At 70.5% G+C, this 25,172-nt stretch carries 23 protein-coding genes; 15 read left to right on the top strand and 8 right to left on the bottom strand.

What is annotated here, in order from left to right; genetic code table 11:
• Positions 1 to 7 precede the first annotated feature (7 nt).
• The 3 genes from QF034_RS30530 to QF034_RS30520 form a co-directional block, all read right to left on the bottom strand.
• Positions 8 to 1,210 carry an NAD(P)/FAD-dependent oxidoreductase gene (locus QF034_RS30530; protein WP_307177909.1) on the bottom strand — a complete coding sequence of 401 codons (1,203 nt, stop codon included), beginning with the start codon at positions 1,208 to 1,210 and terminating at the stop codon, positions 8 to 10.
• Positions 1,207 to 1,341, bottom strand: a complete 135-nt coding sequence (locus QF034_RS30525; RefSeq protein ID WP_307177908.1) for a hypothetical protein — start codon at positions 1,339 to 1,341, stop codon at positions 1,207 to 1,209. The genes QF034_RS30530 and QF034_RS30525 overlap by 4 nt, the downstream gene beginning before the upstream one ends.
• 116 nt (positions 1,342 to 1,457) lie before the next feature.
• A complete protein-coding gene (locus QF034_RS30520; protein WP_307177906.1) occupies positions 1,458 to 2,282 on the bottom strand; it encodes an SDR family oxidoreductase in 825 nt (274 codons plus the stop codon).
• A gap of 393 nt (positions 2,283 to 2,675) precedes the next feature.
• On the opposite strand from QF034_RS30520, the gene QF034_RS30515 reads away from it, so the two are divergent.
• The 3 genes from QF034_RS30515 to QF034_RS30505 all read left to right on the top strand — a co-directional run bounded on the left by QF034_RS30515 (position 2,676) and on the right by QF034_RS30505 (position 6,810).
• On the top strand, positions 2,676 to 3,323 hold the full coding sequence (locus tag QF034_RS30515; protein WP_307177905.1) for a TetR/AcrR family transcriptional regulator: 648 nt from the start codon (positions 2,676 to 2,678) through the stop codon (positions 3,321 to 3,323).
• Between the two features lie 190 nt (positions 3,324 to 3,513).
• A complete protein-coding gene (locus QF034_RS30510; RefSeq protein WP_307177904.1) occupies positions 3,514 to 4,440 on the top strand; it encodes an alpha/beta hydrolase in 927 nt (308 codons plus the stop codon).
• A 198-nt stretch (positions 4,441 to 4,638) separates the two neighbouring features.
• Positions 4,639 to 6,810 (top strand): ABC transporter permease, encoded by a 2,172-nt coding sequence (locus tag QF034_RS30505; RefSeq protein ID WP_307177903.1) that lies wholly within the window; start codon positions 4,639 to 4,641, stop codon positions 6,808 to 6,810.
• Between the two features lie 265 nt (positions 6,811 to 7,075).
• On the opposite strand, the gene QF034_RS30500 is transcribed toward QF034_RS30505, so the two are convergent.
• From QF034_RS30500 to QF034_RS30480, 5 genes are all read right to left on the bottom strand, one after another.
• The gene (locus tag QF034_RS30500; RefSeq protein ID WP_307177902.1) at positions 7,076 to 9,052 is read right to left on the bottom strand and encodes a zinc ribbon domain-containing protein; all 1,977 of its coding nucleotides are present in this window, start codon (positions 9,050 to 9,052) and stop codon (positions 7,076 to 7,078) included.
• A gap of 253 nt (positions 9,053 to 9,305) precedes the next feature.
• Positions 9,306 to 10,031: an SDR family NAD(P)-dependent oxidoreductase gene (locus QF034_RS30495; RefSeq protein WP_307180010.1), complete on the bottom strand. Its 726-nt coding sequence runs from the start codon at positions 10,029 to 10,031 to the stop codon at positions 9,306 to 9,308.
• The gene (locus QF034_RS30490; RefSeq protein WP_307177901.1) at positions 10,028 to 10,204 is read right to left on the bottom strand and encodes a hypothetical protein; all 177 of its coding nucleotides are present in this window, start codon (positions 10,202 to 10,204) and stop codon (positions 10,028 to 10,030) included. The genes QF034_RS30495 and QF034_RS30490 overlap by 4 nt, the downstream gene beginning before the upstream one ends.
• A 262-nt stretch (positions 10,205 to 10,466) precedes the next feature.
• The gene (paaZ, locus tag QF034_RS30485; RefSeq protein WP_307177900.1) at positions 10,467 to 12,020 is read right to left on the bottom strand and encodes a phenylacetic acid degradation bifunctional protein PaaZ; all 1,554 of its coding nucleotides are present in this window, start codon (positions 12,018 to 12,020) and stop codon (positions 10,467 to 10,469) included.
• 70 nt (positions 12,021 to 12,090) lie between these two features.
• Entirely contained in the window at positions 12,091 to 12,951 is an 861-nt protein-coding gene (locus QF034_RS30480; protein ID WP_307079865.1) for a VOC family protein, read from the bottom strand.
• 80 nt (positions 12,952 to 13,031) lie between these two features.
• Between QF034_RS30480 and QF034_RS30475 the strand changes: the two genes are divergently transcribed.
• The 12 genes from QF034_RS30475 (at position 13,032) to QF034_RS30420 (ending at position 24,404) form a co-directional block, all read left to right on the top strand.
• A complete protein-coding gene (locus QF034_RS30475; RefSeq protein WP_307177899.1) occupies positions 13,032 to 13,622 on the top strand; it encodes a carboxymuconolactone decarboxylase family protein in 591 nt (196 codons plus the stop codon).
• Positions 13,619 to 14,467: a fumarylacetoacetate hydrolase family protein gene (locus QF034_RS30470; RefSeq protein ID WP_307177898.1), complete on the top strand. Its 849-nt coding sequence runs from the start codon at positions 13,619 to 13,621 to the stop codon at positions 14,465 to 14,467. The genes QF034_RS30475 and QF034_RS30470 overlap by 4 nt, the downstream gene beginning before the upstream one ends.
• 23 nt (positions 14,468 to 14,490) lie before the next feature.
• A complete protein-coding gene (locus QF034_RS30465) occupies positions 14,491 to 15,033 on the top strand; it encodes a MarR family winged helix-turn-helix transcriptional regulator (RefSeq protein ID WP_286068058.1) in 543 nt (180 codons plus the stop codon).
• Positions 15,034 to 15,156: 123 nt separating this feature from the next.
• Positions 15,157 to 15,687, top strand: coding sequence for a cupin domain-containing protein (locus QF034_RS30460; RefSeq protein ID WP_307177897.1), 531 nt, complete (start codon positions 15,157 to 15,159; stop codon positions 15,685 to 15,687).
• Complete coding sequence (locus tag QF034_RS30455) at positions 15,684 to 16,907, top strand: cytochrome P450 (RefSeq protein WP_307177896.1); 1,224 nt, start codon at positions 15,684 to 15,686, stop codon at positions 16,905 to 16,907. Before QF034_RS30460 ends, QF034_RS30455 begins: the two co-directional genes overlap by 4 nt.
• A gap of 22 nt (positions 16,908 to 16,929) precedes the next feature.
• Positions 16,930 to 17,253, top strand: a complete 324-nt coding sequence (locus QF034_RS30450) for a 2Fe-2S iron-sulfur cluster-binding protein (RefSeq protein ID WP_307177895.1) — start codon at positions 16,930 to 16,932, stop codon at positions 17,251 to 17,253.
• Complete coding sequence (locus QF034_RS30445; protein WP_307177894.1) at positions 17,250 to 18,491, top strand: NAD(P)/FAD-dependent oxidoreductase; 1,242 nt, start codon at positions 17,250 to 17,252, stop codon at positions 18,489 to 18,491. The genes QF034_RS30450 and QF034_RS30445 overlap by 4 nt, the downstream gene beginning before the upstream one ends.
• Complete coding sequence (locus QF034_RS30440) at positions 18,488 to 19,939, top strand: class I adenylate-forming enzyme family protein (protein ID WP_307177893.1); 1,452 nt, start codon at positions 18,488 to 18,490, stop codon at positions 19,937 to 19,939. The genes QF034_RS30445 and QF034_RS30440 overlap by 4 nt, the downstream gene beginning before the upstream one ends.
• Before the next feature lie 73 nt (positions 19,940 to 20,012).
• Positions 20,013 to 21,131, top strand: a complete 1,119-nt coding sequence (locus QF034_RS30435; RefSeq protein ID WP_307177892.1) for an alcohol dehydrogenase catalytic domain-containing protein — start codon at positions 20,013 to 20,015, stop codon at positions 21,129 to 21,131.
• A gap of 99 nt (positions 21,132 to 21,230) precedes the next feature.
• The gene (locus tag QF034_RS30430) at positions 21,231 to 22,421 is read left to right on the top strand and encodes an acyl-CoA dehydrogenase family protein (RefSeq protein ID WP_307177891.1); all 1,191 of its coding nucleotides are present in this window, start codon (positions 21,231 to 21,233) and stop codon (positions 22,419 to 22,421) included.
• Entirely contained in the window at positions 22,418 to 23,311 is an 894-nt protein-coding gene (locus QF034_RS30425; protein WP_307177890.1) for a 3-hydroxybutyryl-CoA dehydrogenase, read from the top strand. The genes QF034_RS30430 and QF034_RS30425 overlap by 4 nt, the downstream gene beginning before the upstream one ends.
• Positions 23,312 to 23,315: 4 nt before the next feature.
• The gene (locus QF034_RS30420) at positions 23,316 to 24,404 is read left to right on the top strand and encodes an S-(hydroxymethyl)mycothiol dehydrogenase (RefSeq protein ID WP_307177889.1); all 1,089 of its coding nucleotides are present in this window, start codon (positions 23,316 to 23,318) and stop codon (positions 24,402 to 24,404) included.
• The last annotated feature ends 768 nt before the right edge of the window (positions 24,405 to 25,172 follow it).

Raw genomic sequence — 25,172 nt, 5'->3', positions numbered from 1 at the left:
CTCGCGGTCAGGCGGCGGCTGCGTCACTGGCGGCCGACTCCCATGCGGTGCCGGCCGCGACGAGGGCCCGCAGGGCTCGGACGGTCTTCGGCGGCAGGCCCACGGCGAGTGCGCCGGCCAGCCGGTCCCCTGTCCGGTAGGCGACGAGGAGCCGCCGCTGCGCCGAGTCGTGTTCCATGACCAGCGCCTCGTCGTGGCCACGGAGGTATCCGTACGCCTGGATCCTCATCCCGTACTGGTCGGACCAGAAGTACGGCACCGGCGCGAACGGCCGCCGCGCGTCCGGGTTCAGCAGGTTGCGGGCGACGGCCATGCCCTGCTCCGCGGCGTTGGTGCGGTGCTCGATGCGCATCGCCGTACCGAAGAGCGGGTTGTGCCAGCGCGCCACGTCCCCGACCCCGTACACACCGGGTGCGGCCGCGCTGATCTCGTCGCAGACCAGTCCGTTGTCCACGGTGAGCCCGCTGCCGGCCAGCCACTCGGTGTTGGGCAGGGAGCCGATGGCCACCAGCACGTCGTCCGCCGGAAGGACGGTTCCGTCGGCCAGTCCGACGCCCGTGACCTCGCCCTCGGCACCGAGGATTCCGGCGACCTGGGCTCCGGTGTGCAGCCGGACCCCGTGGTCGCGGTGGATCTGGGCCAGGAACTGACCGGCCTGTTCACCGACGGCCTGCGCCAGAGGGAGAGGAGCCGCCTCCAGGAGCGTGACCTCCACCCCGAGCCCTCGGGCCACGGCGGCCGCCTCGGCACCGATGAACCCGGCGCCGACGATCACCAGTCTCCGCCCGGGCCGCAGCCGCGCCTTGAACGCCAGAGCGTCCTCCAGGGTGCGCAGCGTGTGCACTCCGGCCAGCCCTTCGGTTCCGGGCAGGCCACGGGGACGGACTCCGGTCGCGATGACCAGGGCGTCGTACGACACGCGGGTGCCGTCGGCCAGAGCCACGGTGCGCCTGGCCGTATCCAGCCCGGTCGCGGTCATACCCAGACGTAGGTCCAGCCCCAGCGCGTCGATGTCCTCCGGCCGACGCAGTGGCAGCCGGTCCGGCTGCCACTCCCCCGTCAGGATCTGCTTCGACAACGGCGGGCGATCGTACGGCAGATGCTCCTCGCCACCGATGAGCGTGAGCCCACCCTTGTACCCCAGCCTGCGCAGCGCCTCCGCAGTGGCCAGCCCGCCCGCCGACGCGCCGACGATGACGACCCGGTTCACGACTCCGCCAGGTGGACGGCGGCGGCCGGGCAGACCATGGCCGACTCTCGGACCGCGTCGTGCAGGTGGGGCGCGATCAGCACGTACTGCCCGGGGGCGACACACTTGGGAACATCGACTTTCTCCTTCATCTGAATCTCCTTCGTTGAATCGCCGGTTCGCCGGATCGCCCAGGTGCGGTGGACACCGGTTCAGAAACGGGCACCGAGAGCCGAGGTGCTGCGGCGCTGGTACACCGTGCGGTCGCTCAGCCGAGGCGCCCGGTACGGATCGCGGCGAGGACGCCGCCGTCGACCAGCAGGTCGGTTCCGGAGATGAAGCCGGCAGCGGGGCTGAGGAGGTATTCGGTGGCTGCGGCGATCTCAGCGGGGGTGCCCACACGCCCGGCGTTGGAGGCGTCGGTCATCGCCTTCATCACGGCGGCGTGCGGGCCGCTCAGCTCGGCCTGGCCCATGGGCGTGGCGATGACACCCGGGCTGATCGCGTTGACCCGAGCTCCCCGGGCTCCCCAGATCGTGCTCGCGGCCTGAACGCGCAACAGGTTGGCCTGCTTGGCGAAGCCATAGGCGTAGGAGGCGCTGCCGAAGTTGCCGGGGGCGAGGATCGGCAGGGACATCAGCTCGTCGGCCGGGGTGGTGGCCAACTGCAGCGCGTCCGGGCCCGGGATGGGCGGGTTGTGGTAAGCGGCCATGCTGGCGATGACCACCCCGGCCCCACCGGGCGCGACGACCTTGCCGAACTCCTCCAGTACCAGGGCCACGCCCAGCAGGTCGACCTCCAGGATGGCCGGCACGGGGGCCTGCACGGGAGACAGCCCGGCGGTGTGCACCACGGAACGCACCTCTCCCAGAGAAGCGGCCCGCTCGGCGAGCGCGGTGACCGCCTCGCGTCTGGAGACGTCGACGACGAGGGAGGTCGCCTCGTAGCCCTCGTCGTGCAGTTGCTTGGCCACCGCGTCCAGGGTCTCCTCGTTGAAGTCCGCGAGGAGCAGGTGGGCACCTGGGCCGATACGGCGGGCGATGGCTTGACCCATACCTCCCACGCCGGTGATTACTGCCACGTTCTGCGACATGCTCACTTCCCTTCTCAAAGGCAGCCGCCGACCGCGGCCACTACTTGACTACGGCTTCGTGACCTCACATCGCTCCGGCCGACAGGGCACGACCCGCGGGGCCGACAGCGGCCCCGAGCGTTCCCGAAGAGCGCGGTGCGGCCGCGGCGCATCGCGGACCGTGCCCGCGCATCGGAATACGGCACCGAGGGGCGCGCACGGTGAGCTGCCCCAATGGGGGCCAGTGACCGGCTTGCTATGGCGATGGCCATCGGCGGCATGGGCGTTCGAACAGCCGTGGCTGGCGTGTGGTGCACCGCCAGGCTCATGGCGAGCTGCCGCCGTGGACCACACTAGGCACACTCACCCGATCTTGCCAAGAAGGAAAACTTGCCAAGGTGGAAAAAATCCTGGATGGTTGTCGGCATGACGAAAGAGCCGAGCCTGCGTGAACGGAAGAAGCTGGCGACCCGGGCGGCATTGAGCCGTGCGGCCTGGTCCCTGATGGTCGAGCGGGGACTCGACGCGGCGACCCCGGAGGCGATCGCTGCGGCAGTGGATGTGTCGCCGCGCACGTTTCGTAACTACTTCGCCAGTCGCGAGGAAGCGATCCTCGACGGCCTGGTACGGAGCGGCACTTCCCTGCTCGACGCCATGCGCGCCAGGCCCATGGAGGAGCCGCCGTGGGACTCCCTGACACAGGTGCTTCCGTCCTTCGCCGCGCAATACGCCGGTCAACGGGACAACATCGCGGTGCTGATGCGCGTGGTCGGCGAGCAGCCGTCGATGCGGGCGCAGCACCTGGTCACGTACGAGCAGGCCGATCAGCAGCTCGCGGAACTCTTCGCCGAACGCACCGGCACCGACGCCGAGCGGGACTTGACTCCCCGCCTGCTGGCCGCCGCGGCAGCTGCCGTGCTGCGAACGTCCATGGAGATGTGGGCAAAGGGCGACACCGACGTCGCGCTGCCCGATCTTGTTCGTGAGGGACTCCTGCAGGTGCGCGCCGGCCTTCCCACGGGTGCCCCGGTGGCGGCCTCCCAGCCGTCGCCGGCTGTGTAGCTGTGCACGCGCCAGTGAATCGCGTGATCTCGCACAACCTTGACGAGGAGGAGCGCCTCATGGCCCCGTTCCCATACAGGCTGAACCGATCCGCGTTCCCTCGGCGATGTCCTGCCGCCGCACCGGCCGGGCGCCACCGCGCCATCTCACACCGGTCGGCCGGTGCAGCCCCGGGGAGCCCGAGAAACCGATGAGTGCCTTCCACCCTGATCTCACGCTCGCACGCTTCCTCCCCAAGATGTCCTACGGGCCCGTGACCTCGGGCATCATGCGGAGTCTGAAGCCGCGCCCGACCGCCCCTGGGACCGACCTCACCGTTCAGGAAATAGTCGTGCCCGGGCCGAAGGGCGCACCGTCCGTCTCGCTCCGCGTCTTCCAGCCGACCGGTTTGAAGGCGACTGCTCCGGCTCTGCTCTGGATACACGGCGGCGGCCTCATCTTCGGAGCCCCGGAACAGGACGACCGGACGAGCATCGCCTTCGCCCGCCAACTCGGCATCACCGTCGCCGCGGTCCGCTATCGACGGGCGTCGGACAGTCCCGCGCCCGCGGCCGTCGAGGACGCCTACGCCGCACTGCGCGGCCTGGTCGCGCGGGCGAGCGAACTCCACATCGACGTCGACCGCATCGCGATCGGGGGTGCGAGCGCGGGTGGCGGAATCGCCGCGGCCCTCGCGCTGCTCGCCCATGACCGTGCCGAGATCCGGCCGGTGTTCCAACTGCTGGTCTACCCGATGCTCGACGACCGCACGACGACGAGAACGGACCTGGACGCGCGGAACATGCGTCTCTGGACTCCCCAGAGCAACCGATACGGCTGGTCCTCCTACCTCGGCGACGCCGTAGCGGGCCCGGATGTCTCCCCCTACGCGGCCGCAGCCCGCCGCGAGGACCTCACCGGGCTCCCCCCGGCCTGGATCGGCGTCGGCACCCTCGATCTCTTCCACGACGAGGACGTCGAGTACGCGCGCCGCCTCAGCGACAGCAACGTCCCCTGCGAACTCCACATCGTTCCCGGCGCGTTCCACGGGTTCGACGCGGTGTTCCCCAAGGCTGACGTTTCCCAGCAGTTCTGGCGCCGACAGGCGCGCGCGCTGGATGCCGCGCTGTCCGGCTGACACACCGGCGCGCCTCTCCGCGCCATTAACGGGACGACCCCCTCGCCCCGCACTCGCATCGCCATCGAAGTCCTTCAGACGCCCGACGACTGCACCTGCGCCAGAGCGCTGCCACTTTCGGGCTGAACACCACACCTTTGCACAGCGCGGAGAAGGCGCCTGCGCCTTGCGCCCCAGCACATCCACCAGGAGCACATCATGGAAACACCGACCCCCGTCCGCGATGCCGGCGGGCGCGAGCCGGGTTCGCCCGAGGCGGGTACATCCGACGCGGACAGGAAGATGAAGATCGTCAAGTACGTCTTCCTCTTTGTCATGCCCTTCCTCATGGTCACGATGATGTACGCGACGTACATGGGCACCATGCACTCGCCGCAGACCCGGGACATGCCGGTCGCCGTCGTCGGCTCGGGAGCCGTGGCCCAGTCCGTCGTCGACGAGCTGGCCTCCGCCAAGGACGGAGCCGCCGAACCCCGGCTGGTGGCCGACCGCACGGAGGCACTCGACCAGCTCAAGGACCGTGACGTCGCCGGCGTCCTGCAGCTCCCCGCGGACGGCGCCACCGAGGCGACCCTCTACACGGCCCAGGGAGCCGGCGCCTCACAGGCATCAACGGTCAAACAGCTCCTCGCCCCGGTGGCAGCGGGTCACGACTGGACGACCAAGACCGAGGACATCGCGCCCCTGCCCGCCGGTGACAGCGCGGGCATCGCGGTGCTGTTCGCCGCGATCGGCATGATGATGGTCGGGTACTCCCCGCTGAGCGGCATGATCGCGGCGGTGCCCCATCTGCTCTCCGTGCGCAGGTTCCTGCCGATACTGGCCGGCTGGGCGGTGGCGACCAGCTCGCTGATCTGGCTGATCCTGGGGCCGATCGTGGGCGCCATCGACGGCCACTATCTGCAGTTCGTCGGAGTCGGCCTGCTCGCGACCGGCGCGGTGGCCCTCAGCCAGCTGCTGTTCGTGAAACTCATCGGCGGACTGGCGGTGCTGCCCGGCATGCTGCTGTGGATGGTCTTCGGGGTGCCCGCCTCCAACCTCGCCATGCCGATCCACTCGATGCCCGGCTTCTTCGGCTTCCTGCACAACGTGCTGCCGCTGCCGGCCGCGGGCGAGGCGCTGCGCTCCATCGTCTACTTCAACGGCCGCGGAGTCGGCACCCACCTGCTCACCCTCGCCGTCTGGCTCGTCGCCGCCCTCGCGCTCAACCTCCTGGTGGAACGCCGCAAGGGGCTCACCATTCCAAACACCGAGGCGACCGACGACCCCCACTTCCCCCGGCCCGCGATGGCCGGTGGACCGGTGCGCTCCAAGCGGCTCCGGTACTTCGCGGTGGCCGCCTTCCCGCTGACCATCCTCACCGCCGTCGTCGGCCTGATGAGCGCCTCCCTGCACGAGCCGCAGGTCCGCGACATGCCCGTCGTGGTCGTCGGCGCCTCACAGGAACAGGCCACGCAGGCGGCCCGCGGTCTGCAGGACGGCCTGGGCGACCTGCTCTCCCTGACCACCAGCACCTCCCTCGACGCGGCGACGGACCAGATCCGCGAGGGCAAGACCGTCGGCGTGTACGTCCTGCCCACCTCAAGGGGCGGCGAGGCCTCGCTGTACACCTCCTCGGCTGCGGGCGTGAGCCAGAACACCGCGCTGCAGGCGATGTTCCAACAGATCTCGGCGAGCCAGAAAGCCCCGCTGGAACTGACCGACGTCCAGCCGCTGAACGCCTCCGACTCCAACGGCAGCAACAGCATGTACGCGGCCATGGCCTGGATCATGGCCGGCTTCCTGATCATGGCGGTGCTGCGCGGCGGCGCGCCCGAGATCAACCGGCTGCGACAGCTGCTGCCGATGCTGGCCGGCTGGGCGGTCGGCATGGCCGTATGGCTGTGGTTCCTCTTCGACGTCCTGATCGGCGCGATCAACGGCCACGCCTGGGCGATGATCGGCTTCGGAGCACTGACGATCTTCTGCATCTCGATGTTCACCGGAGTCTTCACCCGCACCCTCGGCATCGCCGGCATCATCCCCGTACTGCTGATCGCGATATTGGTCGGGGTCCCCGCCTCCGGCGGAGGTATCTCGCTCTACATGGTCCCCGAACTCTTCCGCGACCTGAACGACCTCCTGCCCCTGCCCGCCGCCGTCGACATCGTCCGCGCCACGGTCTACTTCGACCACTCCGGTGTCGCCGGCCACCTCGCGACCATCGCCGCCTGGGGCGCCGTGTGCCTGCTGCTGCATGTGCTGATCGACCGGGGCATCGCCCGCCGCAACCGCAAGGACGGTGCGGACGGCGGCCCCGACACTCACCAGGGCGGTCAGGAGGCCGAGAGGCCCGCCCCCGAGCCGCTCGACCGGACCGGCATCGCCTGAGGCACCCTGCGCGCTGTCGCCCCGGGTAGCAGGCGGACCACGCGCCGACGTTCCTGACCGGGGCCCCCGTCCGACGGGACGGGGACCCCACACGATGCACCGATGCAGCAGAAGCGGCTCCGGTGCAGGTGCACCGGGCCCGCCAGGAGGTCAACGCGGGAGCGGGCTGGTGGCCGAGGCGACGGCCCGAGCCGCCGCGACCTGTCGGACACAGGACAGCCCTGACCGCCGACCTCACACTCCCGAGCGTAGGAAGCGTCTCTGATCAGCTAAGCGATCCTATGCAAGATGTGGTGTCTGGCATGGGTGGTGTCCACCGTGGAGGGGTGGCGTGGGCGTGCAGGTGGAAGCCTGCGCCCAGTGCTGCTCCTCGTGGCCGGTGTCGGCGGGTGGTGGGTGTGCTGATCGTCGTCACGTCCTGGTGCCGGTGGGCTGCGCGAGGCAGCCGTCTGCGGCCCGTGTGAGCGTGTCCCTCCGGACGCTGTCCCGCCGGACCCGAAGGGCCGGTGGTGGAGGGTGCCCTGCGTCGCCTGGGCGCGGGGCGTGTGGTGCGGCGCCGGGTGGGGCCGGTCTTGGACCGATCCCGGCGGTCTGCGGGGGTGGCCGGTTCGACCATGGCTTGGGCTTCGAGCTTGTCCACCACGCTGCGGATGACCATGGCGCCGCTGGCGCGGTCGGTCACGGTCTTGCTCTGGTGGGTGAGGCCGCGGGCGGCGATGCGCTGCCAGGCACCGGTGTCGCGGTCGCCCTGCCAGCCGCAGTCCGGGTTGGGGCACAGGGCCCATTTCCAGCCCTGTGTGGTGGGCCGGTCGGGGGCTTTGCGGTGGCGCAGCGGGACGAGGCAGCGGGGGCAGTGACGGGATGTGCCCCGGGCCGGGACAGTGACCACGGCGATGCCCGCCTCGGCGGCCAGGTGCCGCATCCGCTCCACGATCTGCCCGCGTACCTGCTGGGAGATGCGGGTGTTCAGGGTGCGGCCCATGCCGCGGGCCTCCATGGAGCGGAGGTCTTCGACGTAGATCACCGTCGCGGAGGCGGTGATGGCCTGGTCGACCGTCCAGCGGGCGGCGGACCAGGCGAGCGCGTCGTTGAGGTTCGAGCGCCGGGCCGAGATGTGCTGGATCTCGTCGGCCAGGACGGCCTGTTTGCCGGTCAGCACATGGCTGTTGGTGTCCCCGATGAGGCGTTGGTAGTGGTCGGTCTTGGCGTGCAGGTGCTCGCTCTCGCGGCGCAGGCGGTGCCCTTTGGCCAGGACACCGGCCGCCCGGAACATGCCCCCGGCCCCCACAGCCGTGATACGCCCGTCGTCGTGCAGGCGGACCGTGCCCGCGCTGAGCAGCGTATTCAGCCCCCAGTCCACGCCGAGCGCGACCGTGTGCCCCGTGCGGGCGGACTTCGGCACCGCGTGGGTGTAGGCGAGATCGGCCCGCACCCCGCCGTGGTGGACGCGGAGTGTGGGCAGGTGCAGCACCGCACCGGGCGGGACGGTCGGCGGCAGTGCGAGGGGGCACGCCACCCACGTCCAGTCCTTGTACGACTGCGGGTCCGATCGGATGGGCAGCTGCAGCCGTAGCAGCACCCGGCCCGGATCATCCCCGCGTGCGATCGTGGCCTGCTGCCCGTCGCACGCGGACAGCAGCAGCATCCGCGCACTGCGGGGTGCGGCCTCCAGCTCGAACACATCGGCCGGCAACCGGCCGTGCTTGTGCCGGAAGGCGGTGATCTGCCGGGTGCGGGAGGTGATGACGCCGGAGGGCAGATCCCGGCCGCCGGGGACGGCCTCGCGGACAGCGTCCCACTCGTTGGGGGCGCGCTTCGTGGGGTCGGCGGGCCACGTCCCGATGACCCCGGCGGTCAGATCGGCCCGCCACTTCACCGACCGCAGCGTGCGCCCGGCCTGTTCCTGGGCCATGCGCACGATCCGGTCGTTGACACGGACGCCCTCGGCCAGGGTGACACTCCAACCCAGACGCCGCAGCGCCATCCACGCGTTCGACGGCAACACCCGACCCCCGGCATCCACGCCCGAGGCCATCAGATCCACGTCGGCGGCATTCCAGTGCCCGGCCAGCAGATCGGCGGCCATCCCGGACACCAGATCAGCGGCCCAGCCCACCCGCCGCGCCAGCACCGCCGCGGTAAGGACTTGCCCGGTCTTCTCCTCCACCCCGCAACGCAACAGGCCAGGGGCACAGGCGGTACGGGACGCCTCGCCCTCGCCGAGCGGCAGTTTCCGGCTCACCGGCACCCCCTTCCCCGCTCGTGGTGCTGTCATCCGATCAACGACACCCCCACGAAAAGGTCACGCATTCGATCCCCGCACCCACATACGACACCGCCATCCGCACCGGACACACGGCACGACGCCAACGAACGACACATCACTACGGATCCCAAAAGAAACACGAAAGCCTCCCGGCAGATGCCGGGAGGCTCCCTCTCGGGCCCGTCACTCTCGTTGTGCCTGAGGCTGTCGATCTGCTGTCCTCCACCGCTCAGAGCACGGTGCCCACCTCCTCGGTCAACGTCCGCAGGAGGTTGTCCTGGAACGCCTCGTCGTGCACTGCGCGGTGCGGCTGCTGCCGCCGGCGGTGATACCAGTAGCCGCCGGTCGTCAGGGCCTGCGGTTCGTCGCTCGACGCAAGCCACTCCTGCGTTTGACGACCGAGCTCCAGATCATCCGGTGCGTTCGGTCCGCCCATCTTCGTCGGCACCCAGCCCGGATCCACGGCGTTGCTCAGCACTCCTGGGCGCAGACGGGCCACCGCGGCCGCAAGCGTCGTGACGAACAGCTTGCTGTCGGCGTACGAGCCCGCGCTCTCGCCCCGCCAGTTGACGCCGGCGAGCGCGGGGCGCCCACCGAAATGCGAGCCGCTGCTCAGGTACACCAGCCGACGCGGCCCGCGGAGCAGGGCCGTGAGCAGGTACGGCGCGATGATGTTGACCGGCATGACCGCCGGTCCGCTCCACACGCCGGCGTTGTGGATGACCGCGTCGAGGGGCTTGGCGTCATTCAGCTCGGCGGCGATGCGCCGTACGGCGTCACGGTCGGTGAAGTCGCCCACCACAAGGTGCGCCCCACGGGTGACCAGCGCGTCGAGGCCCGCCGCGCGCTCCCGGTTCCGGGCGTGCACCACCACGTCGTGGCCCGCGGACAACAGTGAAGCCGCCGCGGCGCGTCCAAGGCCGTCCGCGGAACCGGTCACCAGGATTCGACTCACCATCGCACCGCCTCTCGGACGCGCGAGATCCGGGCGGGCGCCACGACGGGGAGCGTGAGCGCCGCGCGCACTGTCGCCCGCCGCACGGTCACACCGAGGGGCGCTTGAACGGCCGGTTTGTCCCGCTCATCGGCGCGGACGTTGTCGGCAGTGCGCATGTCCGCTCTTCGCATGGGGGTGTCTCCTTGCTTTCATTGGCCCAGTCGCGCTTTGCTCCGGTTCGAAGATCGAGAACGTCAGGGAAGGGCGGTCTTGTTTCCGTGACAGGCATGAGCCTCGCACTCACGGACCGAGATCAACTCTCTCAAACGCCGACCACGCGTGGCGGCGGTGAGTCCGCGACGACGCTCCGCTACGCACACGCAGCTTGTTTCGTCACGGCCCTCCGCTGACGGTCACACCGCACGGACCACTCGCACACCGACGACACCGCAGTCACTTGGTACGGAAGGTGTCGAGGAGTCGGGGCGATGCCTGGAGTGCCGTGCGTTGCATCAGGTCGAGGACTCCTCGGGTGCCTGCCATCTCCGATCCCCCGCCGGCCCGGCCGGGGCCCCCGTGTCGCAGGGCGGGGAGCGGTGATCCGTGGCCGGTGGTCTGCGTCATGTTCGCCGAGTCCATGAGGTGCAGCCGGCCGTGCCAGGGGGCCGCCTCCCGTACGAAGGCGGTCGTCCAGGCGAGGTCGTCGCCGACGACCGAGGCGGCGAGGCTGCCCCGGCCGCGCGCCACCAGGTCCATGGCGTGGGCGGTGTCGCGGTAGGCCAGCACGGTCGCGGCCGGTCCGAACGGCTCCACCTCGTGGGGCGCGGCGGCGTCCGGGTCCGCGGAGATGAGGAGGGTGTCCAGGAACGCCCCCCGCTGCGGGTCGGCGTCGACCACCCGCACCTTGTCCGGGTCACCGTGGACGAGGCGCCCGGACTCCGCGATCCGCCGCACCGCGCGGCGTACGTCGTCGCGCTGCGCGAGGCTGACGACCGCCCCCATCCGCACTCCTTCCGCGGCGGGGTTGCCGATGGTCACCCCGGCGAGCTCGGACGCGACGGCGTCGAGCGTGGCTGCCTCGTGCTCCCGTGGGACGAGGACGCGGCGGATCGCGGTGCACTTCTGGCCCGCCTTGACCGTCATCTCGGTCACGACCTCGCGTACGAACGCCTCGAAGAGCGGCGTTCCGGGCGTGACGTCCGGGGCCAGCACGATGGCGTTGACGGAGTCGGCCTCCGCGTTGAAGCGTACGGAGCGGGCCAAAAGGTTGGGATGTGTGCGCAGCGTCTGTGCGGTGGCGGCCGAGCCTGTGAAGGAGAGGACGTCCTGCTCCTGGAGGAGACCGAGTGCCGGACGCACCGAGCCGACGACCAGCTGCAGCGAGCCGGGCGGCAGGACACCGGCGTCCGTGACGATCCGCACGAGGTGTTCGGTGAGGTAGGCGGTGGGAGTGGCCGGCTTGATCACGCTGGGCAGGCCGGCCAGCAGCGCCTGGGCCAGCTTCTCCAGGGGTGCCCAGACCGGGAAGTTGAAGGCGTTCACCTGAAGCATCAGGCCCGGTGAGGGGGTGACGAGGTGGACGCCGAGGAAGTCCTCACCCCGGGCGAGGCGTTCGGCGGGGCCTTCGAGAAGGTGGGGGGCGTCCGGCAGTTCGGTGCGTGCGCGGATCGCGTAGTCGCGCAGGACGCGGATGCCGCCGTCGACGTCGTGGCGGGCGTCCGCCAGGGTGGCTCCGGCGCGGGTCGACAGGGCGTACAGCTCCTCGCGGCGCGCGCGGACAGCCGCGGCGACCGCGTCCAGCAGGTCTGCTCGCCGGTGGAAGGTCAGCACCCGCAGTGCCTGGCCGCCGGCGCGGCGGGCGTGGTCGAACGCGGCCACCAGGTCGAGGCCCGTGGAGGAGACGCGGCAGACCAACTCTCCGGTGACGGCGTCGTGCACATCGGTCGCGGAGGCGTCGGTGGCCGTCGGCGCGGCCCAGGTGTCCTGCAGATAGCTCTCGAGAAGCATGGGATGCGGCCCGCTTTCGTCGGAGGGGTCGGGGGTTGACTGCTGGGGGGGCGGAGCGCCCCGCAGTCCTCTACGGGACCGGGTGGTGACCCCAGATGTCGGCCGTGTACGTACGGCTCACCCAGGTGCTCTCGTCGACCTGTACGCCGCCCGCGCCGATCTCGATGCCGAAGCCGGCCGGTGAGGTCATGTAGAAGGAGAACATCCCGTCGTTGGCGTGCTTGCCGAGCGTGGCCATGAGTTCGACGTCGTGTTCGCGCGTCCGGTCCAGGGCGCGGCCGACCTCTTCCGGGGTGGTCACCTCGCACAGGATGTGGTGGGTGCCCTCGTTCTTGTACGAGCGGATGAAGGCGATGCTGTGGTGCCGGGGGTTGCAGCCGAGGAAGTAGAAGGTGCCCCAGGGGTAGTCGGCGGTGTCGCTGAGCCGGAAGCCCAGGACATCGCAGTAGAAGTCGACCGCCTCCTGGACGTGCGGCGTCTTCATCACCACGTGTCCGAGTCCCTGCTCGCCGGTCACGAAGTCGACGCCCAGCGGTGACACGAACTGGCTCGGGGCGAGACGACGGCCGCAGAACAGCTCGGTGCGGATGCCGAGGGGGCCACCGAAGTGCACCATGCGGGTCACCTGGCGGTCCCGGCATTCCTCCTCGGTGCCTGCCGTCACGTCGACGCCGGACTCCTTGAGGCGCACCGTCATCTCGTCGATCGCCGCCCCGTCACGGACCTCCCAGCCGATGACCGTGACGCCACCGGTCTCCGCCTCCGTCAGCCACATGCGGAACGGATGCTGGTCCATCCGCAGGCGATGGCGCACGGGCCCGCCAGGGTCCCCGGGCTCGACCGCGAGACCTATCACTGTGCGGGCGTACTCCGCCCACGCTGTCGGATCGGGCGTGCCGATCCCCACGTAACCAAGGCTCTGGATCGTCATGCGAGGACGATATTTGTTAGACCCTTGACGGTCAAGGCTCTGACGAATACCTTGCCGTCATCGAGCCGAGGAGGACTCCGATGCCGGAGAAACGCCGCCTGCAGCCCGTCGACGAGACCGACCTGCAGGAGAAGACACTGGCGTCGCTGGCGCCGTACCGCGACCAGGACGGCCGGATCCACACGATCTGGGCGACCCTGGCCCACCACGAGGACGCGCTGCGCCGCTACCTCGTCTTCAGCAACCACGTGCTGGGCAAGAACACCCTGCCGCTGCCGTCCCGGGAGCTGATGATCCTGCGGATCGCCGCCCGGGCGCAGGCGGCCTACGAGTGGGACCAGCACGTGCGTATCGCCCGCCGGGCCGGCCTGTCGGACGAGGCGATCCTGGCGGCCGCGACCGGCGCCTGGGACGGACTCGGCGACCTCGACCGGGTGCTGCTCACCGCCACCGACTCGCTCGTCGACCGGCAGGGCGTGGACGACGAGCTGTGGAACCGGCTGACGGACCACCTGAGTACCGAGCAGGTCATCGACGTCCTCTACACCGTCGGCCAGTACCTGACCATCGCCACCGTCATCAACACGCTCGGCGTCCAGGTCGAGGGCGACCTCACCCTGCCCCTCCCCCACCCCGCCGACCAGGCCGTTCAGAAGGAAGTGCCCGCATGAAGCTCGCCAACCTCGCCGGCCGCCCCGTCGTCGTGCGCGACGACCGTGCCCTCGACATCGCCGACGCGAGCAAGGGGGAGATCGAGCCGCGCCTGGAGGTGCTGTCCGACCTGTCCCTCCAGGACGAGCTGCGCACGCTCGCCGAGCGGGCCGCGGAGGCGGACTGGCGGGAGTTCGACCCGCGCGAACTGGGCCGGGTCGCCAAGCCGTACAAGGCCATCGGGGTCGCCCTCAACTACCGGGCGCACGCCGAGGAGTCGAATCTCCCGGTCCCCGACGAGCCGTCGGTGTTCGCCAAGTTCGCGTCGTCCGTGGTCGGCCCCTACGACGCGATCGTCGTGGAGCCGCAGTACGACAAGGTCGACTACGAGGCGGAACTCGTGGTCGTCATGGGCCGCACCGGCAAGAACATCTCGCAGGCCGACGCCTGGTCGTACGTGGCGGGCGTGACCGCCGGCCAGGACATCAGCGACCGCAAGGAGCAGTGGCGCAAGCCGATCAACCAGTTCACGCTGCCGAAGTCGTACGACACCTTCAGCCCGATCGGCCCGTTCCTGGTGACCGTCGACGAGTTCGAGGACCCGGACGACATCGAGGTGGCCGGCTGGGTCGACGAGCTCGAGGTGCAGCGCGGCCGCACCTCCGACCTCATCTTCAGCGTGCCTCAACTGATCGCCTGGCTGTCGAAGCGGGTGACGTTCGAACCGGGCGACCTGATCTTCACCGGCACCCCGGCCGGCTGCGGAGTCCGCCGTACACCCCGCCTCTACCTCACCGAGGGCAAGGTCCTGCGGACCGAGGTCACCGGCGTCGGCACTATGGTCAACCCGGTCATCGCCGGTTGAAATCGAACGGAAGGCGCGAGATCGTGACGGACACCGTGCGCGAGCCGGGCACCACGGGCACCAGCCGAACCCGGGAATTCTCCGAGCTCCTGCGCCACCACCATCGTGAGCTGGGCACCACCGATCCGCGGGACCTCGACGCGATCGAGATGGTCACCGACCTCACCCGCCTCGAGGCCCGGCTGACCAAGGACTTCGAGAAGCACGTCCACCGGCCGCTCGGCCTGACCTGGGCGGGCTTCCGGATCCTGAACGCCCTGTGGATCTACGGCCCGCTCGGCCAACAGGACATCGGCCGGGTCTCGGGGTCCACCCGCGCCAGCATCTCGAGCGCGCTGGCGACCCTGGAGAGCCGTGGCCTGGTCACGCGTGAACGCGTCGAGACCGACCGCCGTCAGCTGTTCGTCGAGCTCACCCCGGAGGGCCAGGAGACACTGCGGCTGGCCATCCAGGCGCAGACCAAGCGCGAGCGGGCGTGGACCGCCGTACTCCGCGACGATCAGCTCAGTGAACTGGTCCACCTGCTGCGTACGCTGGTCAACCAGGAGACCCCGCCCGCGGAGTGACCGGGCCCGGGGGACCGGCCCACCGACTCGTGCTCGGAGCCGCCGGACCGCACTCGTCGAGATCAGTAAGAACTTTTACCGTCAAATATCTAACAGTAGGTTGGTTTCTCAAGGGAGAGAATCATGGTCCGTCGAGTCGTCACCGGTGTCAGCCCGAGCGGCAAGCCCGTGATCATCAGTGACGGCGAGCCGCCGCGCACCCGCCAGTTCACCCATACCCCCGGCTTCGCCCGGTCCCTGGTGTGGAACACGGCCGCACCCGCCGTCCCGTCGGCCGACCCGACGGCGTCCCTGAAGTCCTTCGTGCCCGCTCCGGGCGAGACCGTCGCGCTGACCGTCACCTTCCCGCCGGCCAGTGTCTACGCCGACCCGAGCTGGGACCCCGCGGCCGCGGCCGCCGAGCAGCTGGAGGCCAGCCCCGGCCTCGCCGAGCTCTTCGAGCCCGACAACCCCGGCATGCACACCACGCCCACCGTCGACTACGGCGTCGTCCTGAGCGGCGAGATCGTCCTCGACCTCGACGGCGGCGAGAGCGCGGTGCTGAAGCCCGGTGACCTCATCGTGCAGAACGCCACCCGGCACGCCTGGCGCAACCTCGGCGAGGAGCCCGCCACGGTGTTCTTCGTCCTGATGGGCGCGGGAGGAACCTCATGAGCGCCCTGACGACCGCGGCGCCCGGCGCGCCCGTCGTCGAGCTCGATCTCGCCGAGCTGCGCCGCGACCCCTACCCCGCCTACGCCGAGCTGCGCCGCACCGCACCGCTCGCCTGGGTCCCCTCCGTGGGACGGCACCTGCTCACCCGGTACGACGACATCGTCCACGCCGAGAAGCTGCCCGAGGTCTTCAGCTCCCGCGAGGAGGGCTCGCTGCTGCTGCGCACGGTCGGCCCCAACATGCTCCGCGAGGACGACCCGGACCACCGGCGTCTGCGCGCCGCGGCCGAGCCGCCCACCCGGCCCCGCCAGGTCCGCGACCAGTGGGCCGCCGCCTTCGAGCGCACCGCGCACAAGCTGCTCGACCGGATCGCCGGCCGCGGCGAGGGCGACCTCATACGCGACTTCGCCGAGCCGCTCGTCGCCGCCAACCTGGCCCTGGTACTGGGCCTGCGCAACGCGAGCGCCGACGACATCGCCGACTGGTCGCGGGCGATGATGGACGGCAACAGCAACTACGCCGACGACCCCGACATCTGGCTGCGCGCCGAGCGCGCGACCCGGGCCATCGAGGAAGCGGTGGCCGAGATGGCGGAGGTCACGCGCCGCGAGCCCGACGGCTCGGTGATCTCCTCCATGGTCCACGCGGCTGACCCGGTGGAACTCGCCGAGATCCAGAACAACGTCAAGGTCATCATCGGCGGAGGCGTCAACGAGCCGCGCGACGTGTTCGGCGTGGGCGCCTGGGCACTGCTTCAACGGCCCGACGCTCTGGACCGGGCACTCAAGGACCCATCGGCCTGGAAGCGGGTCTTCGAGGAGACCGCCCGCTGGATCTCGCCGATCGGCATGTATCCCCGCCAGCTCACCCAGGACTACGAGATAGCCGGCGTCACCCTGCCCGCGGGCAGCCGCGTCGCCCTCGTCATCGCCTCGGGCAACCGCGACGAGTCGGTCTTCGAACGGGCCGACGAGTTCGACCTCGACCGACCGCACCGCCCCCACCTCGCCTTCGGCGGCGGACCGCACTTCTGCATGGGCGCGTGGGTCGCGCGCCACGAGGTCAGCGCCATCGCCTGGCCCCTCGTCTTCAGCCGTCTGAAGGGACTCCGCCTCGACGACGGTGCTACAGCATCCGACAGCGGCTCCGCCGCGGGCGGTCTGGACGGCTGGGTGTTCCGCGGGCTCACCTCGCTGAACGTCACCTGGCAAGCCGCCTGAGCCGTCCCCCCGGGAGGACTTCATGCCCACCGTCATCTTCCAGCTGCCCGACGGGACCGAACGCAAGGTCACCGCCGAGTCGGGGACCGTGCTCATGCAGGCGGCCGTCTCAGGCGGCGTCGAGGGCATCGTCGCCGAGTGCGGCGGCAACGCCTCCTGCGCCACCTGCCACGTCTACGTCGACTCGGAACAGGCCGAGCTGGTAGGCCCGCCGAACGACGTCGAGGACGAGATGCTGGACTTCACCGCCGCCGAACGCCGGCTCACGAGCCGGCTCAGCTGCCAGATCAACCTCTCCGACGCCCTCGACGGCCTGGTCGTCCACGTACCCGAGGAGCAGGTATGACGAGCACGGCGGGCGTGGTCGTCGTCGGCGGCGGGCAGGCCGCGTTCAGCGTCGTGTCGACACTGCGCGCATCCGGCTACGACGCTCCGGTCACCGTGTTCGCCGCCGAGCCCCATCTGCCTTACCAGCGGCCGCCGTTGTCGAAGAAGGCCCACACCGAGCCGGACGGTCTCCGCGTCGAGCTGGTGCCGGAGTCCTTCTACCGCGAGCGGAACATCGACCTGCGGCTCGGGGACGACGTGGTCGCCCTCGACACCGCCGCCGCCACGGTCGTCACCCGCACCGGGGCCCGCGTTCCCTACGCCCATCTCGTGCTGGCGACCGGCGCCCGCAACCGTCCGCTGCCCGTCCCCGGCGCCGAGCTGGACGGCGTCCACGCCCTGCGCTCGCTCGACGACGCCCTGACCATCGGCCGGGCACTGACGACTGCCCGTGACGTGGTCATCGTGGGCGGCGGATTCATCGGCCTCGAGCTGGCCCGGGTCGCGCTGACACGCGGCGCACGGGTGACCGTGGTGGAGCTGGCCGATCGGTTGCTGAGCCGGGCCGTGTCACGGGAGCTGGAGCTCCCTCTGCGGGAACGGCACGAGCATGCCGGTGTCCGGGTCCTGACCGGGACGGGCGTACGGGCCCTGGAGGGACCGGGCCGGGTGGAGCGGGTCGTCACGGACCGCGAGCTCCTGCCCGCCGACCTCGTCGTCTACGGCATCGGCGCCATCCCCCGGGACGACCTGGCACGGGAGGCCGGACTCGCCGTGGCGGACGGCGTGATCGTGGACGAGCAGCTGCGCTCGGTCACCGATCCCCGTATCTCCGCCGTCGGTGACTGCGCCCGCCATCCGCATCCGCACGCGGAGGGGCCGGTCCGGCTGGAGTCGGTGCAGAACGCCATCGACCAGGGGACGCTGGTCGGCCGACGCATCGCCGGCTCGCCCGCCTCGTACGAGAGTCTGCCGTGGTTCTGGAGCGACCAGGGCGACCTCAAGTTGCAGATCGCCGGGCTGCGTTCCCCTTCCGACGAGGTGCGACTCGTGCCCGGCGACTCCCCGGAGCGGCTGGCCGGGTACGCCTTCCGCGACGGTCTGCTGGTGGCCGTGGAGACCTTGAACTGGCCCGCCGAACATCTGGCCGCCCGCCGGTTGCTGGAGCGTCGGACGCCGGTCTTGGCCGGCGACCTGGCGGGGACGACTCTCGGCGCTCTCGCCCGGGCCAGACGCGCGGCGGAGGTGAGGGCATGACGAGCACCTTCGGCGCCCACCTCCTCACCACCGCGGTCGAGGCCGGGTCCCGGACCGCCCTCGTCTTCGAGGACCGGTCCTGGACCTATGCCGAACTGGACCTGGCCGTACGGCGGACCGCGGCCCGCCTCGACAAATACGGGGTGCGCAAGGGCGATCGCGTGGTGATGCAGGGCGCGGCCCGGCCCGAGGCCCTGATCACGCTGTTCGCGGTGACGCGGATGGGGGCGGTGCTCGTGCCGCTGCACCCGCAGGTGACCGAGGGCGAGCTCACCGTCGTCTGCGAGGAAACCGCGCCGCGTGCTGTGGTGGGCGACGAGGGATTCCCGGACGGGACGGGCATCCGCCTGACGTGGGACGACCTGCACGTCGACGACGAGCCGTCCGCGCCCGTCGCCGGAGAGCCCCCGACCGGCTCGGACATCGCGATCATCGCGTTCACGTCCGGCACCTCCGGACGCCCCAAGGGCGTCGCGCTGACCCACGACAACCTGCACTGGAGCATGGCGGGCGGGCTGTCGCGGCTGCCCGTCGACGAGGACGACACCGCCCTCGTCTCCACGCCGCTGGCCCACGTCGCCGTGCTCGGCGGGCTTCCGCAGTACACCTGGGCGCGGCGCGGGACGGTGATCCTGGCCCCGCGCTTCGACCCGGACCTGTTCATCGACCTGGTCCTCGGCCACAAGGTCACCTGCGCCTTCGCCGTACCGGCCATGTCCGCCCTGCTGGCCCGCCACCCCCGCTTCGGCAGTGGCGACCTGGACAGCCTGCGGTGGATCCTGTCCGGCGGGTCACCGGCCCAGACCGCCACCCGCGAGCAGTTCCGGGCGCGCGGGATAGGTGTGGTCAACTCCTACGGGCTGACGGAGACCGCGGCCGGGGTGACGTACTCCGCGCCCGACGAGACGGCCGACTCCACCGGTTCGCCGGTCCCCGACGTCGAGTTGAGAGTCGTGGACGCGACCGGGGCGACCGCACTGACCGGTTCCTCCGGTGAGATCTGGGTGCGGGGGCCGTCGGTGGCGGACGCGTACTGGACCGCCGCCGGAACGGTGCCCGTGACCGACCGGGAGGGCTGGTTCCACACCGGGGACCGCGGGCGGTTCGACACGCAGGGCCGCCTCTCGGTCGTCGGACGGCTCAAGGACACCATCATCACCGGCGGGGAGAACGTCGATCCCGCCGAGGTCGAGAACGCCCTCGCCGACTTCCCCGATGTCGTCGAGGTAGCCGTGTCCGGGGCGCCGGACCCGGTCTGGGGTGAGGTCGTGACCGCCTTCCTCGTCACCGACTCCGGTACGCCGACCCTGGACGACATCCGCGGACACCTCGACGGCCGGCTCGCCCGGCACAAGTGGCCCCGGCGCCTGTGCGTCGTCCCCGCACTGCCCCGCGGGGCCACCGGAAAGCTGCAGCGCGCGCGGCTGACGACGCTGCTGGACAACTGACCCACCCTCCACACCTCCCAGAGACCGCGCCGCAGTGGGCGCCGTCTCCCCCAGCCATACCCGAGGAGACGCCATGAGTGCGACCATGCGAGCCGCGCGGATGCACGCCGTCGGCGAGCCGATGAGGATCGAGGAACTCCCCGTTCCCGAGCCCGGCCCCGGTGACGTCCGCGTGGCCGTCCACGCCGTCAACATCGTTCCGAACCTGGCCAACATCCTGAACATGTGGACGACCTGGTTCCCGCACAGCCCGCTGCCGACCCTGCCGGCGATCTTCGGACTGGACCCGGCGGGCGTGGTCGAGGCCGTCGGTGAGGGCGTCCAGGCGTTCAAGCCGGGCGACCGGGTGTACGTCAACCCGGGCCGTTCCTGCGGGTCGTGCCGGTCCTGTCGCAACGACGACTCGATCAACTGCGCCAGCTACGCCTTCGCCGGGTATTTCGGCTTCTCACCGACCGCGCTCGACCTGCTCGACCGCTACCAGGGCGGCCTCGCCGAGTACATGGTGGCGCCCGCGTACAGTCTGGTGAAGCTGCCGGACGCACTGTCGTTCAACGCAGCCGCCCGCTTCGGCTACCTCGGCACCATGTACTCCGCTCTCCGCAAGGCCGGGGCAGGCCCGGGCAAGACGATTCTGATCAATGGCATCAGCGGCACCCTGGGCATCGGCGCCGCGCTCCTCGCCCCCGCCCTGGGCCTGACCCACGTATACGGGACCGGCCGCGACAAGGACCTGCTCGACCAGGTCGGCAAACTGGCGAACGGCCGGCTGAACCTGCACTCCCTCGACGACGGCCCGGTCGACGAGTGGATCCACGAGCAGACCGACGGCTACGGCGTCGACATCTACATCGACGCGCTAGGCCCCGGTGCCCCGCACGAGACCTTCCGGGCCGGCATGCGCGCCATGGCGCGCGGCGGCATCGCGGTGAACATCGGCGCCGTCGCCGGTGACCTGCCCATCGACATCCACCGGATGATGGACCAGCAGCTGCGCCTGATCGGCTCGGCGTGGTTCACCTCCGGCGAGGGGCAGGCCATGGCCGCCATGGTCGAGGGGGGCCTACTGGATCTCGGCCCGCTGGAGCACCAGGTGTTCCCGTTGGAGCAGGTCAACGACGCTATCGGCGGAATCGCCCAGCGCAACGGCGGCTTCAGCAACTTCATCATCAGCCCGACCCTCACCGCGTGAGCGACGTGACGATCTGACGACCGCCTTCCGGCCGGGGGCCGTCGGTCCTCCCCTGACCGGCGGCCTCCTCCTCTCCCCCTCCCGATCCCTGGAGACCTGATGCACACCCCACACTCCCCGCGCCCGGCCGACCCCCTCGACCTGCTGGAACTCGACAGCCTGCTGACGCCGGACGAGCGCGCCGTACGCGACGCCGTACGCACCTTCTGCGACCGACGCGTCGAACCGCACATCGCCGAGTGGTTCGAACAGGGCGAGATCGAGGACATCCGCGGCCTCACCAAGGAACTCGGCGAACTCGGCCTGCTGGGCATGCACTTGGAGGGCTACGGCTGCGCGGGGATGAGCGCCGTCGACTACGGCCTCGCCTGTCTGGAACTGGAGGCAACCGACTCCGGGCTGCGTTCCCTGGTGTCGGTCCAGGGCTCGCTGGCCATGTACGCGATCCATGCCTTCGGCTCCGAGGAGCAGAAGGAGGAGTGGCTGCCGCGCCTCGCAGCGGGCACCGCCATCGGCTGCTTCGGCCTCACCGAGCCCGACTCCGGCTCCGATCCCGGCAGCATGCGCACCGCCGCCCGCCGCGACGGCGACGACTGGATCCTCGACGGGCGCAAGATGTGGATCACCAACGGCTCGGTCGCCGACGTGGCCGTCGTCTGGGCCCGCACCGAGGACGGGGTGCGCGGCTTCGTCGTCCCCACCGACACCCCCGGTTTCTCGGCACCCGCCATCAAGCACAAGATGTCACTGAGGGCCTCGGTGACCAGCGAGCTCGTGCTCGACTCGATACGACTGCCCGGATCCGCCGTGCTGCCTGAGGTACGAGGACTGCGCGGGCCGCTGTCCTGCCTCAACGAGGCGCGGTACGGAATCGCGTGGGGCGCGATGGGCGCCGCACGGTCCTCCTTCCGGGCGGCGCTGGCCTACGCGGGCGACCGGGTCCAGTTCGGCCGCCCGATCAGCTCCTTCCAGCTGACCCAGGCCAAACTGACCGACATGGCACTGGAGTTGGCCAAGGGCACGCTACTGGCCTTCCACCTGGGCCGCACCAAGGACGACCGGGGCCTGCGCCCCGAACAGGTCAGCTACGGCAAGCTCAACAACACCCGCGCCGCACTGGAGATCTGCCGCACCGCCCGCACCGTCATGGGCGCCAACGGCATCTCACTGGAGTACCCGGTCATCCGGCACGCCAACAACCTGGAGTCGATCCTCACCTACGAGGGCACCGTCGAGATGCACACCCTCATGATCGGCCAGGCGCTGACGGGGCAGGCGGCCTTCCGATGAGCGGTGCGCCGGGCGCCGACATCCGTCGGGTCGGTGTCATCGGCTGCGGTCTGATGGGCGCGGGCATCGCCGAAGTGTGCGCCCGGGCCGGGCTGGACGTGGTGGTCCACGAGGTGAGTCCCGGCGCGGCCGATGCCGGGCGGGTCCGGATCACCGCCTCGCTCGACCGGGGCGTACGGCGCGGCAAGCTCACCGGCGAGGAACGCGACGCCGCGCTCGCCCGGGTCTTGGTCACCCCCGACCTCACCGAGTTGGCCGACCGGGACCTGTTGGTGGAGGCGGCGACAGAGGATGAGAAGACCAAGGTCGAACTGTTCGCCGAGCTCGACCGGGTCGTCACCCGCGAGGACGCGCTGCTCGCGTCGAACACCTCGTCCCTCCCCATCATGAAGCTGGGCATGGCCACCACACGCCCACACCAGGTGATCGGGGTGCACTTCTTCAACCCGGTCCCGGTACTCGGCCTGGTGGAGATCGTGCCGTCCCTGCTGACGAGCACTCACACCCGACATCGCGCGGAGCAGTTCGTCACCGACGTGCTCGGCAAGCACGTGATCCGCTCCCAGGACCGGGCCGGGTTCGTGGTGAACGCCCTCCTGGTGCCGTACCTGCTCTCCGCGATCCGCATGCTGGAGTCCGGCTTCGCCTCCGCGAAGGACATCGACAACGGCATGGTCCTCGGCTGCGCCCACCCCCTGGGCCCGCTGAGCCTGGCCGACCTGATCGGCCTGGACACCCTCGCGGCGATCGCCGACGCGATGTACGCCGACTTCAAGGAACCGCTGCACGCCGCGCCTCCGCTGCTGCTGCGCATGGTGGAGGCCGGGTTGCTCGGACGAAAGTCCGGGCGCGGCTTCCACGACTACTCGGAATCGAAGAAGGGCGACTGACCCCATGGCGCAGGAAGTACGCGGCGTGATCGCACCGGGCAAGGGCGAGCCGGTGCGGGTGGAGACGATCGTCGTGCCCGACCCAGGGCCCGGGGAGGCGGTCGTACGCATCCAGGCGTGCGGGGTGTGTCATACCGACCTGCACTACCAACAGGGCGGGATCAGCGACGAGTTCCCCTTCCTGCTCGGCCATGAGGCGGCGGGCGACGTGGAGTCGGTCGGCGAGGGCGTCACCGATGTCGCGCCCGGGGACTTCGTGATCCTCAACTGGCGTGCCGTGTGCGGGCAGTGCCGCGCCTGTCTGCGGGGGCGCCCGTGGTTCTGCTTCGACACCCGCAACGCCGAGCAGAGGATGACCCTCGCGGGCAGCGGCCGGGAGCTGTCTGCGGCCCTCGGTATCGGTGCCTTCGCCGAGAAGACCCTGGTCGCCGCCGGGCAGTGCACCAAGGTCGACCCGGCGGTCGCCCCGCAGGTGGCCGGGCTCCTCGGCTGCGGCGTGATGGCCGGCATAGGTGCCGCCATCAACACCGGCGGCGTCGGCCGCGGTGACAGCGTCGCCGTCATCGGCTGCGGGGGTGTCGGCGCCGCGGCGATCGTCGGCTCACACCTGGCGGGTGCGGCGAAGATCATCGCCATCGACATCGACGAGCGGAAACTGGAGACGGCCCGCACCATGGGCGCCACCCATACCGTCAATTCCAAGGAGACCGAGCCCGTCGAGGCGATCCTTGAGCTGACGGGCGGCTTCGGCGCCGACGTGGTCATCGAGGCCGTGGGCCGCCCGGAGACGTACAAGCAGGCGTTCTACGCACGCGACCTCGCCGGCACCGTCGTCCTCGTCGGCGTCCCCACGCCCGAGATGAAGCTCGAACTACCGCTGTTGGACATCTTCGGTCGCGGCGGGGCGCTCAAGTCCTCCTGGTACGGCGACTGCCTGCCCTCCCGCGACTTCCCCCTGCTCATCGACCTGCACCTGCAAGGCCGCCTGCCGCTGGAGAAGTTCGTCACCGAGACCATCCAACTGGACGGAGTGGAGGCTGCGTTCCAGCGGATGCATCACGGCGACGTGCTGCGCTCGGTGGTGGTGCTGTGACGATGGGGCTCTGCCGGGGGCCAGCCCAGGACGATCCCAGCGCGGGAGCGCCATCCCGGCACCAGAGGGCTGACGCCCCTCGGCACTCCTATGCGGCTTGCGCGCCGGCACGCGCGCTTGCCTCCTCCGAGGGCTGGGCCGCCATGTCGAGAGGCACGGACCGCAGGTCACTGCCGCGGGTGACTGCTGCCACGACTAAGTCCGCGTCGTGGTGTGCGCCCATCGAGCAGCCGAGCAGGCGCCGGGAGAACAGGTCGCTGACTGTGGCGAATTAGAGCTTGCCCTCCTGGGTAGCGCTTGCGTCATGTCGCCCGCCCAGACGAGGTCGGATTCCTTGTCAGGTGAAGTCCCGCTTTACGAAGTCCGGTGCGGCTGACCGCTTGCCATCGACGTCGGCGCGACGTACGACCGCTCCCGCACGAGCTACCCGGTCTGCCAAGGGTGCCCTCGAGGGCTGCGTCTGCCTGGAGCACGGCGCCCACTGCCCCATCCGCCCCTTGGGCTTGACCTGCATGGTCACAATCCAGTACACGACCAACGAACTAGTCACCGGCCTCGGGGGCGTCTTCTGACCGCTTGGTCCTACTGGCCCTGCGCCTCAACCGCGCGTCGGAAACCGCCGAGACCGACACCGCGAACGCCGACCAGGACCTTCGCGGGCTTGGTAGCCAGTCAGACGAGCGTCGTGACGCCCCATCAGAAGCAGCGTCGAACGAGCGTCAAGACATGTCCCCAACCGCCCCTCACGAAGCCGAGGCAGAGCGCTCA

This window comes from Streptomyces africanus (genome assembly GCF_030816955.1).
GTDB classification, from domain to species: domain Bacteria; phylum Actinomycetota; class Actinomycetes; order Streptomycetales; family Streptomycetaceae; genus Streptomyces; species Streptomyces africanus.
Note: the sequence above shows the minus strand (reverse complement) of the source record. Positions and strands in the feature narration are given on the sequence as shown.

Bases quoted from the DNA above. Each gene is read 5' to 3' on its own strand.
- QF034_RS30470 (WP_307177898.1), top strand. From the start codon at position 13,619: ATGAAGCTCGCCAACCTCGCCGGCCGCCCCGTCGTCGTGCGCGACGAC.
- QF034_RS30505 (WP_307177903.1), top strand. From the start codon at position 4,639: ATGGAAACACCGACCCCCGTCCGCGATGCCGGCGGGCGCGAGCCGGGT.
- paaZ (WP_307177900.1), bottom strand. From the start codon at position 12,020: ATGCTTCTCGAGAGCTATCTGCAGGACACCTGGGCCGCGCCGACGGCC.
- QF034_RS30440 (WP_307177893.1), top strand. From the start codon at position 18,488: ATGACGAGCACCTTCGGCGCCCACCTCCTCACCACCGCGGTCGAGGCC.
- QF034_RS30455 (WP_307177896.1), top strand. From the start codon at position 15,684: ATGAGCGCCCTGACGACCGCGGCGCCCGGCGCGCCCGTCGTCGAGCTC.
- QF034_RS30510 (WP_307177904.1), top strand. From the start codon at position 3,514: ATGAGTGCCTTCCACCCTGATCTCACGCTCGCACGCTTCCTCCCCAAG.
- QF034_RS30430 (WP_307177891.1), top strand. From the start codon at position 21,231: ATGCACACCCCACACTCCCCGCGCCCGGCCGACCCCCTCGACCTGCTG.
- QF034_RS30450 (WP_307177895.1), top strand. From the start codon at position 16,930: ATGCCCACCGTCATCTTCCAGCTGCCCGACGGGACCGAACGCAAGGTC.
- QF034_RS30475 (WP_307177899.1), top strand. From the start codon at position 13,032: ATGCCGGAGAAACGCCGCCTGCAGCCCGTCGACGAGACCGACCTGCAG.
- QF034_RS30445 (WP_307177894.1), top strand. From the start codon at position 17,250: ATGACGAGCACGGCGGGCGTGGTCGTCGTCGGCGGCGGGCAGGCCGCG.
- QF034_RS30425 (WP_307177890.1), top strand. From the start codon at position 22,418: ATGAGCGGTGCGCCGGGCGCCGACATCCGTCGGGTCGGTGTCATCGGC.
- QF034_RS30490 (WP_307177901.1), bottom strand. From the start codon at position 10,204: ATGCGAAGAGCGGACATGCGCACTGCCGACAACGTCCGCGCCGATGAG.
- QF034_RS30420 (WP_307177889.1), top strand. From the start codon at position 23,316: ATGGCGCAGGAAGTACGCGGCGTGATCGCACCGGGCAAGGGCGAGCCG.
- QF034_RS30515 (WP_307177905.1), top strand. From the start codon at position 2,676: ATGGTTGTCGGCATGACGAAAGAGCCGAGCCTGCGTGAACGGAAGAAG.
- QF034_RS30435 (WP_307177892.1), top strand. From the start codon at position 20,013: ATGAGTGCGACCATGCGAGCCGCGCGGATGCACGCCGTCGGCGAGCCG.
- QF034_RS30520 (WP_307177906.1), bottom strand. From the start codon at position 2,282: ATGTCGCAGAACGTGGCAGTAATCACCGGCGTGGGAGGTATGGGTCAA.
- QF034_RS30460 (WP_307177897.1), top strand. From the start codon at position 15,157: ATGGTCCGTCGAGTCGTCACCGGTGTCAGCCCGAGCGGCAAGCCCGTG.
- QF034_RS30480 (WP_307079865.1), bottom strand. From the start codon at position 12,951: ATGACGATCCAGAGCCTTGGTTACGTGGGGATCGGCACGCCCGATCCG.
- QF034_RS30525 (WP_307177908.1), bottom strand. From the start codon at position 1,341: ATGAAGGAGAAAGTCGATGTTCCCAAGTGTGTCGCCCCCGGGCAGTAC.